This is a genomic window from Occultella glacieicola (assembly GCF_004353825.1).
In the GTDB taxonomy this organism is placed as follows: domain Bacteria; phylum Actinomycetota; class Actinomycetes; order Actinomycetales; family Beutenbergiaceae; genus Occultella; species Occultella glacieicola.
In genome coordinates this window covers 319,000-332,310 of record NZ_SMNA01000002.1, presented here as the reverse complement: position 1 = coordinate 332,310, position 13,311 = coordinate 319,000, and the positions used below count along the sequence as shown (strand labels likewise).

The window sequence follows — 13,311 nt, the reverse complement described above, 5'->3', positions numbered from 1 at the left end:
GACACGAGTTAGGAGCGCAGCGTTGACGGTGACCAGTGCGGACGTGGCACGGCGAGCGGGGGTCTCCAGGACCGCCGTCTCCCTGGTGCTGAACGGGCGTGGCGAGGGCAGCATCTCCGCGGCGAACCAAGCCAGGATCCATGCGGCCGCGGCCGAACTCGGGTACCGGCCGAACGCCTCCGCGGTGAACCTGCGGCGCCGGTCGACCTCCACGATCGGCATCGTCACCGACGAGATCACCACCAGCCCGTTCGCCGGCCCGCTCCTGCAGGGGGCCCGCGAGGCGGCGTTCGCCCGCGGCTACCTGACCATCGTGGCCGACTACGGCCTCGACGACGCCCGCGAGCACCAGATGGTGGCGGCCCTGCGCGGGCGCCAGGTCGACGCGTTCGTGCATGCGGCCATGTCCATGCGGGAGGTCACGCCCGACCCGTCGATGGTCGAGCTGCCCACGGTGCTGGCCAACTGCTTCGCGCCCGGCGGTCCGGCCGGGGTGATCGCCGACGAGCTCGAGGGTGGCTACCGGGCGGCGCGGGCCGTGTTCGACCAGGGCCACCGGCGGGTGGTGATGCTTGCCGGGCGGGACCAGGACGAGCGCGAGTACATCCCCGCGACCGAGCGCCGGCGCCGCGGGTTCGAGCGCGCGGCCCGGGAGGTCGGTGCCACGCAGGCCCGGGTGATCGATGCCGGCTGGAGCATCGAGACCGGCGCCCGGCACGCGGCGGCGCTGCTGGACGTCCCCGCGGCACAGCGCCCGACGGCGTTCGTGTGCGCCCGCGACCGGGTGGCGGTCGGGGTGGTGCTCGCCGCGGCTCGGCTCGGCCTGCGGGTGCCGCAGGACGTGTCCGTGATCGGCTACGACGACGAGACCGACGTGGCCGCGCAGATGTCGCCGCCGCTGACCACGATCGACCTGCCGCACCGGCGGATCGGGGAACTCGCGATGGAACTGCTCCTGGACAATGTCCTCGACGGCCGGCCGCTGCCGGAACAGGACGTCCTGGTGCCGTGCAACCTGGTGGTCAGGGACTCGGTCGGCCCAGCTCCCACACGCTGAGCCCGCCGCCGGCGCGGACCGTCCACACCTCGCCCGGCCCCGGGTAGGCGCGCACCGTGTGCGCGTCCGGGCCGGCGAACGCCTCCACGACCGAGCCGTCCACGAGCACCCGTGAGCCCACGTGCGCGCCGGCGGGCGTGCGCCAGACCTCACGCTCGCCGTCGCGGCCGCGCAGACCGACCACAAGGCCGCCGTCGGCCACGGCCTCCCACGCGGGCACCGTCACCTCGGCGCCGGAGCCGGCCACCGGGAGTCGGGCCCGGCGCAGACCGGTCAACTCCCGGGCGGGTACCGAGTCGACCCGGTCGCCGTCGAGGGAGAGCTCACGGGGCAGGGTGAGCGCCCCAGCCCACCCGGCGCCGGCGACCTCCGCAGCCGACCGGAAGCGCGCCTCCCAGGTCCAGCCCCACAGCAGCGTCCGGTCCGGGCCTGCCACGGCCTGCGGCGCGTAGAAGTCCGGACCGGTGTCCAGCCGTTGTCCGGCGGCCGGCCGGAACGCCGGGTGCGGCCCGCTCAGGTCGAGGTCGCCGACCAGGGCGGCCACGCCCTGCAGGTGGTGGTCGCCCGAGTCGTCCCACAGCGAGAGGATCAGCACCCACCTCAGGCGACCTGCGCCGTCGGGCAGGGCCACCAGCTGGGGGCACTCCCAGATCTTGCCGGGCGCCACGCCGGTCGCGACCGGGTCGGAACCGTCGAGCAGGTCGCCGAGCAGTTCCCAGTGGCCCAGGTCGTCCGCGGCGTACACGAGCACCACGGGGGTGCCGTCCGTGCGGCCACCGCCCATGAGCGCGTAGCGAGCCCCGCCGGCGGTGAACAAGAACGGGTCGCGGATCTCCCGGAGGTCGCCGCCCGGCGCGGGCGCGGCCAGCGCGTCGTCCGGGACCCAGGCGCCGTCGGCGCCCCGGTGTGCGAGCGCCACCCCGGCGTTCGCCGCGACGTCCGGCACCGCGGTGTAGACCAGGACCGGTTCGCCGTCGTCCATCGTGGCGACCCCGCTCCACGCGCCGGCCGCGTCGATCGTGCCCGGCCGTGGCGCGAGCGCCACCGGCTCGTCGCGCCAGGTGAGCAGGTCGGTCGAGGAGGCGTGCCCCCAGTGGATGTTCTCGTGCACCGGGGCGTCGGGGTTGTACTGGTAGAAGACGTGCCAGCGTCCTTCCCAGTGGCCGATCCCGTTCGGGTCGTTCACCCACCCCTGCGGCGGGCGGATGTGCAGGTGCGGGAACGGATCGAGCACGGTCGAGAGGTCGGTCACTTGGAGACTCCGGCGGTCAGGCCCTCGCGCAGCGGGCGCTGCCCGAACAGGAAGACGACGAGGGCGGGGATCATGGACAGCACCACACCGGCGAGCACCACCGAGATCGACCCGGTGCCCATGTTGCCCTGCAGGGACACCAGGCCCAGGGGCAACGTGAAGTTCTGCTCGCTGATGGTGAGGATGAGGGGGCGGAAGAACTCGTTCCAGTGGAAGTTGAACGCGAGGATGCCGATGATGGCCAGGCCCGGCAGGGCGAGCGGCGCGTAGATCGAGGCGAACGTGCGCCACGGCCCGGCACCGTCGATCGAGGCCGCCTCGCCGAGCTCGACCGGCAGGCCCAGGAAGTACTGGCGCATCAGGAACGTGCCGAACGCCGTCGGGATGGCCGGCAGGATCAGCGCCAGGAGCGTGTCGGACAGACCCAGGCCGCGGATGATCATGAACACCGGCACGATCGTGACCTGGACCGGGACCATCATCGTGGCCAGCACCAGCGAGAACCACACGCTGCGACCCCGGAACTCCAGGCGCGCGAACGCGTACCCGGCCAGGGCCGCGGTGATCATCTGCCCGACCGCGATCAAGCCGGTGACCAGCGCGGAGTTCAGGGTCAGCAGACCCATGTTGATCTGGGAGAACACCTGGATGTACGGGGTCAGGTCCGGATCGGTCGGGATCAGCTGCGGCGGCAGCGTGAAGGACTCGGCCGGGCTGCGCAGCGACGTCGAGACGGTCCAGATGACCGGCCCGAGGGTCAGCGCGGCTGCCACCACGAGGAACGCGGTGCGGGCCACGGCCGACGGCGTCGGCACGGCTCTGCTTCGGCGTTGCGGCCGGGCGGGGGTCGGGGCAGGGCGGGTGCGGGGTGCGGTTGCGGTGGTCATCGTCGACCTCACTGGTAGAAGACGAAGCGTCGGGACAGGCGGAACTGGAGGGCGGTGACGCCCATGATCAGGAGCATCAGGACCACGCCGATGGCGCTGGCCCGGCCGAACTCGAGCTGACGGAACGCGGACTCGTAGATCACCATCACCGCGGTTCGGGTGGCGTCCCCGGGGCCGCCGCGGGTGAGCACGTAGGGCTGGTCGAAGATCTGCAGCGCGGAGATCACCGCCATCACGCAGGCGACGAGCATGGTCGGGGACAGCAGCGGCAGCGTGATCGAACGCAGCTGCCGCCACCCGGTGGCCCCGTCGATCGCGCTGGCCTCGTAGACCTCGGTGGGGATCGACGCGAGTCCGCCGACGAACAACAGGAACGTGAACCCGAACTGCTGCCAGACGTAGACGAGCACGATCACGACCGCGGACGCCGTCGGGGAGGTGAGCCACGGCACGCCGCCGATGCCGACCAGCGACAGCAGCCAGTTGACGACGCCGAACTCCTCGTTGAACAGGTAGCGCATGATGATCGAGACGCTCGCCGCGGACAGGATCAGCGGGAAGAAGAACACCGAGCGGAAGAACGTGCGCGCCCAGGTGGGCATCCGCTGGGCGATCAGGACGGCCAGGGCCAGGGACACCGCGATCTGCAGCGTCACCGCGACCACCACGAACACCAGCGTGTTCGTGAACGAGACCCGCACGGTCGGGTCGGTGACGATGTCGGCGAAGTTGGACAGGCCGACGAACTCCGGCGCCGTGATGATGTCCCACCGGAAGAAGGCGAGCAGGATCGAGGCGATGATCGGGCCGAGCGTGAAGATCCCGATGCCGATGATGGTCGGTGCCAGGAACGTCAGCACCACGAGCCGGCGGCGCCAGGGCGGGCCCTGGGTGCGGGGGCCGGCACCACGGTCGACGCCGGCACGTGCCGTGGGCAGGGCGGCGGCGCTCATGCGGTCCTCCTCAGGGCCTGGGTGAGGTCGCGGTCAAGGGCTGCCAGGGCGCCCGGCACGCCCGCGGCCCTGCCGCTGACGGCGGCGGACACGTTCTTGATGAGGGCGGTCTCGACGGCGGCCTGTTGCGGCGGGGCCGGGATCGGTCCGGTGCTGGGGAACGTGTCGAGGGTGTCGTAGAAGACCTGCCAGTTGTGGGGGCCGGTGTCGGCGTAGAACGCCTCGTTGACCATCGAGCGGCGGGTCGGGGTGGTGGTCGGGCGCGGGTAGGCGAGCTCCATGGCCGGCTTCGTCGCGGAGAACTTGACCCACTCCCAGGCCGCGTCCTTGCGCTCGGAGGTGGCCATGATCGCGTAGCCGGCGGCACCGAACTGGTGCCGCTGGGTGCGCCAGCGCGGGAAGAACTGGACGTCGAAGCCGTCGGCGTCCATGCCGGCCTCGTGCAGGCCCTGGGCCCAGTAGCCACCGGCCGGTGTGGTGCCGATCCGCCCGGAGGCGAACAGGCCGACCAGGGCGCCGCCGCCGCCCTCCTCGGGGCGGGTGCCGAGCCCTTCGGCGACGAGCTCGCGCAGGTAGTCCACCGACTCCGCGACCAGCGGGTCCTCGGCGTTCGACTCCAGCCACCGGTAGCCGCCGCTGCGCTGCTCGCCGGGGTAGAACCGGTCCCAGAACCAGTCCCCGCCGGGTGCCTTGGTCTCGGTCAGGAAGCTGGTGTCGTTGACGTAGAGCCACGGGACAAGGCCGCCGAACAGCCGGTTCGTCCAGAAGTACGGCACGAAGTCGTCGGTGTTCGTGGTGCGCATCGCACGCAGCAGATCGGTGAAGTCGTCCTTGGTCCAGTCATCTGCCGGCCGGTCGAGGCCGGCGGTGTTCAGGGCGTCGGTGTTGAGGTACATGTTCGCGGCGTTGAAGTCGGTGGGTAGCTGGAACAGGCTGCCCTCGTACATGAACGCCTCGAGCAGGGTCGGGTGAACGTCGTCGAAGTACTCCTGCAGGTCCGCGGCGTCGCGCAACACGTAGGAGTCGAGCGGCTCGGCCATCCGGGAGGCGAACAACTGGGTGCCCTCGGTGGCCACGTTGACCACGTCCGGGGGAGTGCCGGCGGCGATCATGGTGAGGATCTTCGAGAAGAAATCCCCCCAGTCGTTGCCCTGAATCGCCTGGATCCGAACCCGGATGTCCGGGTGCTGCTCGGTGAACGCGTCCACGAGGCCCTGTCGGGAGGCGGCGTCCTGGGACGTGCCGAGGATCGCGACGGTCAGGACGTCCTCGCCGCGACCGGGGATGTCGCTCGCGGTCAGCCGGGGCCAGGACAGCCCGACGGCGGCGGCGCCGGCGACCCCGAGGGCTCCGAGGGCGAGGCGCCGGGTGATCTCAGGTTCCATGTGCATCGTTGCTACTTCCTCTACCTGTCACGTGTCACCTAACACGTGACAGGTAGCGTGCACCCGAGATGAGGTCCCTGTCAAGGGGACCGAAAGGAGGGGCCTCTCAGTCGGTGCGGTCCCAGTACAGGTTGTCGCCGCAGCGGCGAGCTCCGGCGCTGACCGGATGGGCGCTCTGCTCGCCCGAGTGCAACACGTGGCGGACGTCGGTGGCGTGGGCGAGGGTGAGCACATCGGCGATGATCCGTCGGTGGCAGCGCCACCACACCGCTTCCGAGCACATGACGGCGGTCACCTGGGCGTCGCAGTCGCGCAGCAGGTCCGCGACCGCCGCGCGGAACTCGGGCGAGCGGGTCCATCCGGCGTAGGCCCGGAACGCGGCGACCTGCCACCACGGGTCCATGGACGCGACGTCCTCCGGGGCGGTCAGGCTGCGCCGTCCGCCGAGGCGTTCGTCCCATCGGTAGCCGATGCCGAGGCCGGTGGCCAGTTCCTCGACCGCGCCCCGGGCCGCGGCCGGGTTGGCGCGGCTACCCGGGAACCGGCGCACGTCGACGACCCGTTCGATGCCGGCGCCGCGTAGCAGCCCGGCGAGGCCCTCGGCATCCAGGCGTCCGTGGCCGAAGGTCAGCAGCAAGGGCACCATTCAGTGTAGGAACGTGGACCGGCCGCACAGCGGGTGCGGCCGTGACGGGTGGTCGCCACCGACCCGTCGGTCACGGCAGATCCGCAGCGGAGCCGAGGTTCGCGAGCGCGGAGTCGATCGCGGCGCTGCCACCGGTGATGCGCCCGTCGGTGACCATGGTGGAGACGAGCGCCTGGGCGGCGTCCAGGTCCGCGCGTGCGTCCGCCGGCCGGTCCTGCTCGATCCGGCGCACGACGGCGTCCACGGCGCGGTTCAGTTCGCCGCGGGTCTGCGCGGCGCGGTCGCCGTACTGGGCGCCGTCGATCGCCGACCGGACACCGTCGACGGCCGCGGCGACCTCGGCCGAGTTGTCCGACGGGGCCTGCGTGGTCGGGGCCGGCGTCGGCTCCGGTGCGGGCTCGGGTGGGGTGACGGTGCCACCCCCGCCGTCCTCGGTCGCGGTCACGGCCCCGACGGCGCCGTCTGCGCCCTCGCCGTCACCGCCGTCGGCCCGGCCGCCGCTCTGCTCCGCAGGTGCGGCGTCCGCGGCCTCCGGCGGCGGGGCGGCCACATCGACGGCCGGATCGGTGGGCTCGGCCTGCGCGGTGTCGTCCGTCGTCGTCCTCGGCGGGTCGGCAGGTGCACTGGCGACCGGTGACTCGGGAGGAGCCGCAATCCCGGTCAGCGGCAACGCGTCGCGCGGTCCGAGCTGGAGCACGGCCAGCACGCCGAGCAGCGTGATCGCCGCGGCCGCCGCGAACCATGCCACCGGGCGCCGGCGCCGGTGGTCGGCGTCGGCGCGGGATCCCCCCTCGGCGGGGTCCGGGAACACCCAGTCCTCGTCGTCCCGACCGACCGAGATCGCCTCGGTGTCGGCGGGGACCACCGCGGCCGGGGCCGCCGCGAGCACGGGCCGGGCGACGCCGTCATCGGATCGCAGGCCGGCGAGTTCGGCGCGGACGTGGTCACCGTCGCTGGGCCGCTCGCCGGGTTCCTTCGCCATCATCCGGGCGACCAAGTCCTGCACGGCGGGCGGTACGTCGGGGCGAAGGTCGCCGACGAGGGGCACCGGAGCCTCGAGGTGCTGGTGCAGCAGCCCGATCGGGTGCTCGGACGTGTATGGCGCACGACCGGTCAACAGGGCATACAGCACGCAGCCCAACGCGTAGACGTCGCTGCGCTCGGTGGCCCGGTCTCCGCGGGCCTGCTCGGGCGCCAGGTAGGAGGCCGTGCCCATGACGGCGTCGGCGGCGGTCAGGGTCTCGCCCTGGTGTCCGATCAACTGGGCGATCCCGAAGTCGAGGACCCGGACGACGTCGCCCTCGACGAACAGATTCGCCGGCTTGAGGTCGCGGTGCACGATGCCGACCCGGTGGGCGGCGCCGACGCCGGCGGCGGCCTGCTCGGTGAGGTCGAGGGCACGCTCGAGGGGCAGCGGACCGCCCTCGGCGAGCAGTTCGGCGGCCGTCCGACCGTGCAGCAGTGCCATCACGAGGTAGGCGATGGCCCCGTCGGTACCACCGTCGAAGACCGTGACGATGTTCGGGTGCGACAGCGCGGCGGACGCGACCGCCTCGCGGCGGAACCGCTCGGCCACACCGCTGGCCCCGTCGCTCGAGATGTCGACGGTCTTGACCGCGACGTCGCGCCGCAGTTCCCGGTCATGGGCCCGCCAGACCTGACCCATGCCTCCATGGCCGATCCGGCTGAGCAACTCGTAGCGCCCGGCGAGCAGCGTCCGCGCCGTCATGGGAGTGGTCACCGGACCCGTCTCGGGCGGACGGCCGGGTCGTCGAGGACTCGGTCGGTCGATCTGGTCACTCTTCGATCGTATGGTTGCGGCGGTGGCCGCGCCTCCCGGCCGGTGCGGGCGCGCGCCTTCGAACGACGCCAGGTGGTCATCCACAGGGCCTTCTCAGGGGTGCGCGCGTCGGCTACCGTGTGACGCACTTCACCGTTGCGGCGAGGCACGGTGCCGGGCTCAGGGGGACTCATGGGCGAGGGGGTGGTACTCCTCGAGCAGGAGGTGCGCGAGCTCATCCGCCGCCGGGGCCTCGACCCCGAGCGCGACGATGCGGACGTGCGCGGACTGATCCGAGCGGCGGTGGCCGACTACGAGGACCGTTCGCTGCTCGGCCACGTGCCGCGGCTGGACGATCTCGAGATCACCGCCAAGAGCCTGCACGATGTCATCAGCGGACTCGGACCGCTGCAGCAGTACCTCGACGACCCGGAGATCGAGGAAGTCTGGATCAACGAGCCCGGCAAGGTGTTCGTCGCCAAGAGCGGCAGGCCGGAACTGACGACGACGATCCTCACGGAGGTCGCGATCCGGGATCTCGTCGAGCGGATGTTGCGGTTCTCCGGGCGCAGGCTGGATCTGAGCAACCCGTTCGTCGATGCCTCGCTGCCCGGCGGAGAGCGCCTGCACGCCGTGATCCCCGACGTCACCCGTAAGCACTGGGCGATCAACATCCGCAAGTACGTGGTGCGCGCTAGACGCATCGGGGACCTGGTGGCGCTCGGCTCGTTGACCGCGGAGGCGGGGGCCTTCCTGGAGGCGGCGGTGGTGTCCGGCCTGAACCTCCTCGTGTCCGGGGCGACGCAGGCGGGCAAGACGACGATGGTGAATGCGCTCGCCGGCGCCATCCCGTCGAGCGAGCACGTGATCACGTGTGAGGAGGTGTTCGAACTCCAGCTCGTGGCCCGGGATGTGGTGGCCATGCAGTGCCGGCAGGCGAACCTCGAGGGCACGGGTGAGATCCCCTTGCGGCGCCTCGTGAAGGAGTCGCTTCGGATGCGCCCCGACCGGCTGATCATCGGCGAGGTCCGCGAAGCGGAGGCCCTCGACCTGCTCATCGCCCTGAACGCCGGGATCCCGGGCATGTGTACGATCCATGCGAACTCGGCCCGTGAGGCCGTCGTCAAGATGACCACGCTCCCGCTGCTGGCCGGTGAGAACGTCTCCGACCGGTTCGTCGTACCCACGGTGGCCGCGGCGATCGACCTCGTCGTCCACCTCGACCTCGACTCCCAGGGGCACCGGCGGGTCCGGGAGATCGTCGCGCTGTCCGGCCGGTCGGAGGACGGGGTCATCGAGATCGCCCCGCTCTTCGAACGGCGCGATGGCCGGCTCGCCCGCGCCGGCGGCTACCCGCCGCACGAGGAGCGATTCGCTCGGGCCGGGTACCGGATCCGGGAACTCCTGGCGGCGAGTTGAGACGATGGGCACGGTCGCGGGTCTGCTCCTGGGCGTGGGACTGCTGTGCATCTGGTGGTCGTTCGGGCCGCAGCAGCCGAGACCGGCGCGACCGAACGCCCGCGGGGACCGCACCCAGGACCTCCTGGTCCAGGCAGGCATGGCCGGCGTGCGGCCGGCCGCCTTCTACGGAACCAGCGTGGCGATAGGTCTGGTCGTCTTCGTGGTCGCGGCGGCGGTGACCGGGTCACCGACGATCGCGGCGAGCTTCGCGGTGCTGGCCACACTCGCACCGGGGGCCTACGTGCGCTCCCGAGCCCGGCGGCGTCGCACCGAACTTCGGGAGCTCTGGCCCGAGGTGGTGGACGACCTGAGTTCGGGGATCCGCGCCGGCATGTCGCTGCCCGAAGCCCTGATCAGCCTGTCGGAGCGAGGACCGGAGCCGATGCGCGCCGAGTTCCGCGCGTTCGCCGACGACTATCGCGCCACGGGGAGGTTCTCCGACGCGCTCGACCGGCTCAAGGCACGCCTCGCAGACCCGGTCGCGGACCGCCTGATCGAGGCCCTGCGGCTGACCCGGGACGTCGGTGGCACCGACCTCGGTCGACTCCTGCGGACGCTGTCCGCCTTCCTGCGGGAGGACCTGAGGGCGCGGGGAGAACTTGAGGCACGTCAGTCCTGGACCGTCAACGGCGCCCGGCTCGCGGCGGCGGCTCCCTGGCTGGTGCTGGCGCTGCTCAGCACGCGGCCGGAGACGGCGGCGGCGTTCAACACCGCCGTCGGCGCCGCGGTCCTGTTGTTCGGAGCACTGGCCTCCGCGTCGGCGTATCTGTTGATGGTTCGGGATCGGGCGGCTGCCCGAGGACCTGCGGGTCCTGCGATGAACCTGGAGAGTCCGGCACTCACCGGGGCCGCGCTGGGCCTGATGCTCGGTGTCGGGCTGTGCCTGGTCCTGTGGCGCCTGTCGGCACGCCGGGTCCGGTTGATCGATCGGGTGTCGCCCTATCTGCGTGACCGCCCGACGACGTCACGCCTGCTCGTGACACCGCAGCCGATCACGCCGTTCCCGACGTTGGAACGAATCCTGCGACCCGTCGTCGGCGATGCCACGCGGCTCTTCGAGCGGCTCGGCAGTTCCACGGTCGGGATCCGAGGTCGACTCGTCCGTGCGGGGTCGTCGGCCTCGGTCGAGCAGTTCCGCACCGAGCAGGTCGTGTGGTCCGCGATCGGCCTCGCCGTCGGGCTGGTCGCGGCGCTCACGCTCGGGGCGACGCGGGGTGCGGGGGTCGTGCCGCTGACGGTCCTGGTGCTGCTCTGCGGCGTCGGCGGCGCCCTGGCCCGGGACCAGTGGTTGAGTCATCAGGTGGGTACCCGCGAGCGCCGGATGATCGCCGAGTTCCCGACCGTGGCGGAACTGCTCGCGCTCGCGGTGGGCGCGGGGGAGGCGCCGGTGGCCGCCCTCGACCGGGTCTCACGGACCACCACGGGCGAACTGTCCGGGGAGATCGGCCGAACGTTGGCCGAGGTGAGGTCGGGCATCCCGCTGACGGATGCGCTGGACCGGATGTCCGGGCGGATCTTGCTCCCGAGCATCTCCCGGTTCACGGAGGGGGTCGCAACCGCCGTCGAGCGAGGCACCCCGCTCGCGGACGTGCTGCGCGCCCAGGCTCAGGACGCACGCGAGGTGGGCCAGCGCGCGCTGATGGAGGAGGGCGGCAAGCGGGAGATCCTGATGATGATCCCGGTGGTCTTCGTGCTTCTGCCCACGAGTGTTCTGTTCGCGGTCTTCCCGGGGATCTCGGTCCTTCGGGTCGGCCTGTAGGAGAAGGGTGAATGATGAGAAGTTGGGCGAGCGAACTCAAGCGACGGCTGCGGGCCGACGGCGAGCGTGGCGACGTGCCCGGGTGGGTGCTGGTCACGCTGATGACGGCCGGCCTGGTGGTGTTGATCTGGGCCCTGGCCGGCGAGGCACTGACCCAGGTCTTCAACACGGCCATGGAGCGCGTGCTCGGCGCATGAGATCCGAGCGGGGCTCGGCGGTCGTCGACTTCCTACTGGTCTCGCTGCTGGTGACGGTCCTGGTGCTCGGTGTGGTGCAACTGGCGCTCACGCTGCACGTGCGCAACATCCTGATCGACAGTGCGTCCGAGGGGGCCAGATACGCGGCACTGGAGGGCAGTTCGCTCGCGGCCGGGCAGCAACGGACCGCGGACCTGATCACCTCCACCCTCCCCGACTTCTACGCGGAGAACCTCGAGGCCGGCTACCTGAACCATCCGGGTGCCACGCTGGTGGAGATCCGTGTGAGCGCGCCGATTCCGGTCCTCGGCCTGCTGGGTCCCTCAGGCGTTGTGAACGTGACCGGCAGGGCGGTACAGGAGTGAGACTCAGGGCGTGGGTGCGGTCCCGGCTCGAACGGTCCGGCGAGGCCGAGCGGGGCAGCGCGGTCGTCGAGTTCCTCGGCGTCTCCCTGGTGCTGCTGGTGCCGATCGTCTACCTGATCATCACCCTGGGCCGGATCGAGGCGGCCGGGTTCGCCGCCGAGGGCGCGGCCCGCGACGCGGGCCGGCTGATCTCCGACGCCGAGACCATGGAGGAGGGTCTCGCCCTGGCGACCCTGGCCGTCGAACTGGCGTTCGCGGACCAGGGGATCACGGTCGACGGTGACCGGATCCTCACGGTGACCTGCGCCGAGGATCCGTGCCTGACCCCTGGCTCCTTCATCCACCTGCGCATCGACACCACGGTGTCGCTGCCCGGGGCGCCGGCGTTCATGGCCGATGCCCTGCCGATGGAGGTCGCGATCGAGGCCGAGGCCATGACCGCCGTCGACACCTACCGGGAGCGGCCGTGAGGAATAGCCGTGCCCGCCCGCGGGGCGGGAGCGAGGACGGGCAGATCCTCCTGCTGTCGCTGATCTACGGTCTGGTCACGCTCGCGCTGGTGATGGTCGTCGCCTCGGTCGCCTCCGTCTACCTCGAGCGCAAGAGGCTGCTCTCCCTCGCCGACGCGCTCGCGGCCGACGCCGCGGACGCCGTCGACGAGGCGCAGTTCTACACCACCGACCGGCCGAGCACGGTGGACCTGCCGCTCACCGACGCGTCGGTCCGGGCCGCGGTCGAGGAGTACCTGCGGGCGGCACCGGCGAGCATGACCGAGGAGTTCGAGCAGTTCGCGATCGTCGAGCCCACCGGGAGCCCGGACGGTGACGTCGCCGAGGTCAGCCTCGGTGCCGTGAGCCGGCCGCCGCTGGTGCCGTGGGTGCTGCTGCCCTGGACGGACGGCATCACCGTCGAGGTGACGGCGCGCGCCGAGGCCGGCTGAGACGGACCTCGCCGCCTGCCGACGCAGCCGCTCTCGGCGTCAGCCGCGGCCACCGACACTCATCGGGTCCCGGCCGACGAGCGCCAGGGCCTGCTGCCAGGCGCTCCCGGACACCGGCAGCCGCGGGGCGAACGCGGTGCCTCCGTCGGTGCCGTAGGCCGTGTCCGGGATGCCCTGCGCGATGCCCAGGACGATCTCGGCCTGCTGCGCGGGCGGCTCGAAGGTCTCGCCGAGGCCCCAGGCCAGGTCCCAGGTGTGGATCACCGTGTCGAGGAACTGGGCGCCGAGCAAGGTGGCGACCGGCAGCGCCCTGGTGGGGTGCAGCTCGACCTCCAGGACGGTGTCGTCGAGCGCCCGGGAGGCGAAGGCCTCGCTCATTGCGGCGACGGACTCGTCCCAGGCCCTGCGGGTGAACGGGATCGGCACATACGCGGACGCGGGCGCCTCGCCGTCCCGTAAGGCGGCGGTGAACCCGTGGTGCTGCCCGACCATGTGGGCGAGGAGTTGGGCCACGGACCACCCGGCGCAGGCGCTCGGGCGGCGCAGGTCCTCGGGTGCGAGCCGATCCACGAGCGCGGTGGCGTCGGCGAGGGCGTCGTTGTGGATTCCCCTGAGATCGGCGTTCATGC

The 13,311-nt window shown here is 72.0% G+C and carries 14 protein-coding genes; 7 read left to right on the top strand and 7 right to left on the bottom strand.

What is annotated here, in order from left to right:
• Positions 1 to 28 precede the first annotated feature (28 nt).
• Entirely contained in the window at positions 29 to 1,057 is a 1,029-nt protein-coding gene (locus EXU48_RS04465) for a LacI family DNA-binding transcriptional regulator (protein ID WP_235856857.1), read from the top strand.
• On the opposite strand, the gene EXU48_RS04460 is transcribed toward EXU48_RS04465, so the two are convergent.
• The 6 genes from EXU48_RS04460 to EXU48_RS04435 form a co-directional block, all read right to left on the bottom strand.
• A complete protein-coding gene (locus EXU48_RS04460; RefSeq protein ID WP_133106376.1) occupies positions 1,023 to 2,309 on the bottom strand; it encodes a glycoside hydrolase family 32 protein in 1,287 nt (428 codons plus the stop codon). The genes EXU48_RS04465 and EXU48_RS04460 overlap by 35 nt on opposite strands.
• Positions 2,306 to 3,196 (bottom strand): carbohydrate ABC transporter permease, encoded by an 891-nt coding sequence (locus tag EXU48_RS04455; protein WP_133106375.1) that lies wholly within the window; start codon positions 3,194 to 3,196, stop codon positions 2,306 to 2,308. The genes EXU48_RS04460 and EXU48_RS04455 overlap by 4 nt, the downstream gene beginning before the upstream one ends.
• Positions 3,197 to 3,204: 8 nt before the next feature.
• The gene (locus EXU48_RS04450) at positions 3,205 to 4,149 is read right to left on the bottom strand and encodes a carbohydrate ABC transporter permease (RefSeq protein ID WP_133106374.1); all 945 of its coding nucleotides are present in this window, start codon (positions 4,147 to 4,149) and stop codon (positions 3,205 to 3,207) included.
• Complete coding sequence (locus EXU48_RS04445) at positions 4,146 to 5,540, bottom strand: extracellular solute-binding protein (protein WP_407938708.1); 1,395 nt, start codon at positions 5,538 to 5,540, stop codon at positions 4,146 to 4,148. The genes EXU48_RS04450 and EXU48_RS04445 overlap by 4 nt, the downstream gene beginning before the upstream one ends.
• Positions 5,541 to 5,640: 100 nt before the next feature.
• The gene (locus EXU48_RS04440) at positions 5,641 to 6,180 is read right to left on the bottom strand and encodes a DUF488 domain-containing protein (RefSeq protein WP_133106372.1); all 540 of its coding nucleotides are present in this window, start codon (positions 6,178 to 6,180) and stop codon (positions 5,641 to 5,643) included.
• 70 nt (positions 6,181 to 6,250) lie between these two features.
• Positions 6,251 to 7,921 carry a serine/threonine-protein kinase gene (locus EXU48_RS04435; RefSeq protein ID WP_133106371.1) on the bottom strand — a complete coding sequence of 557 codons (1,671 nt, stop codon included), beginning with the start codon at positions 7,919 to 7,921 and terminating at the stop codon, positions 6,251 to 6,253.
• Between the two features lie 231 nt (positions 7,922 to 8,152).
• Between EXU48_RS04435 and EXU48_RS04430 the strand changes: the two genes are divergently transcribed.
• From EXU48_RS04430 to EXU48_RS04400, 6 genes are read left to right on the top strand one after another with little or no spacing between them, the layout of a single operon-like run.
• Positions 8,153 to 9,379, top strand: a complete 1,227-nt coding sequence (locus EXU48_RS04430) for a CpaF family protein (protein ID WP_133106370.1) — start codon at positions 8,153 to 8,155, stop codon at positions 9,377 to 9,379.
• A gap of 4 nt (positions 9,380 to 9,383) precedes the next feature.
• A complete protein-coding gene (locus EXU48_RS25380; protein ID WP_328591617.1) occupies positions 9,384 to 11,180 on the top strand; it encodes a type II secretion system F family protein in 1,797 nt (598 codons plus the stop codon).
• An 11-nt stretch (positions 11,181 to 11,191) separates the two neighbouring features.
• The gene (locus tag EXU48_RS04415) at positions 11,192 to 11,377 is read left to right on the top strand and encodes a hypothetical protein (RefSeq protein ID WP_133106368.1); all 186 of its coding nucleotides are present in this window, start codon (positions 11,192 to 11,194) and stop codon (positions 11,375 to 11,377) included.
• Entirely contained in the window at positions 11,374 to 11,742 is a 369-nt protein-coding gene (locus EXU48_RS04410; protein ID WP_133106367.1) for a TadE/TadG family type IV pilus assembly protein, read from the top strand. The genes EXU48_RS04415 and EXU48_RS04410 overlap by 4 nt, the downstream gene beginning before the upstream one ends.
• Positions 11,739 to 12,212 carry a TadE/TadG family type IV pilus assembly protein gene (locus tag EXU48_RS04405; RefSeq protein ID WP_235856826.1) on the top strand — a complete coding sequence of 158 codons (474 nt, stop codon included), beginning with the start codon at positions 11,739 to 11,741 and terminating at the stop codon, positions 12,210 to 12,212. The genes EXU48_RS04410 and EXU48_RS04405 overlap by 4 nt, the downstream gene beginning before the upstream one ends.
• Positions 12,209 to 12,682, top strand: a complete 474-nt coding sequence (locus EXU48_RS04400; protein WP_133106366.1) for a hypothetical protein — start codon at positions 12,209 to 12,211, stop codon at positions 12,680 to 12,682. The genes EXU48_RS04405 and EXU48_RS04400 overlap by 4 nt, the downstream gene beginning before the upstream one ends.
• A gap of 39 nt (positions 12,683 to 12,721) precedes the next feature.
• Here EXU48_RS04400 and EXU48_RS04395 read toward each other — a convergent pair whose 3' ends face one another.
• Entirely contained in the window at positions 12,722 to 13,309 is a 588-nt protein-coding gene (locus EXU48_RS04395; protein ID WP_133106365.1) for a TIGR03086 family metal-binding protein, read from the bottom strand.
• Positions 13,310 to 13,311 lie beyond the last annotated feature (2 nt).

What these genes read in the sequence shown, in the direction of transcription:
- EXU48_RS04455 (WP_133106375.1), bottom strand. Translation starts at nt 3,196, where the DNA reads ATGACCACCGCAACCGCACCCCGCACCCGCCCTGCCCCGACCCCCGCC.
- EXU48_RS04450 (WP_133106374.1), bottom strand. Translation starts at nt 4,149, where the DNA reads ATGAGCGCCGCCGCCCTGCCCACGGCACGTGCCGGCGTCGACCGTGGT.
- EXU48_RS04445 (WP_407938708.1), bottom strand. Translation starts at nt 5,540, where the DNA reads ATGCACATGGAACCTGAGATCACCCGGCGCCTCGCCCTCGGAGCCCTC.
- EXU48_RS04440 (WP_133106372.1), bottom strand. Translation starts at nt 6,180, where the DNA reads ATGGTGCCCTTGCTGCTGACCTTCGGCCACGGACGCCTGGATGCCGAG.
- EXU48_RS04430 (WP_133106370.1), top strand. Translation starts at nt 8,153, where the DNA reads ATGGGCGAGGGGGTGGTACTCCTCGAGCAGGAGGTGCGCGAGCTCATC.
- EXU48_RS25380 (WP_328591617.1), top strand. Translation starts at nt 9,384, where the DNA reads ATGGGCACGGTCGCGGGTCTGCTCCTGGGCGTGGGACTGCTGTGCATC.
- EXU48_RS04415 (WP_133106368.1), top strand. Translation starts at nt 11,192, where the DNA reads ATGATGAGAAGTTGGGCGAGCGAACTCAAGCGACGGCTGCGGGCCGAC.
- EXU48_RS04410 (WP_133106367.1), top strand. Translation starts at nt 11,374, where the DNA reads ATGAGATCCGAGCGGGGCTCGGCGGTCGTCGACTTCCTACTGGTCTCG.
- EXU48_RS04395 (WP_133106365.1), bottom strand. Translation starts at nt 13,309, where the DNA reads ATGAACGCCGATCTCAGGGGAATCCACAACGACGCCCTCGCCGACGCC.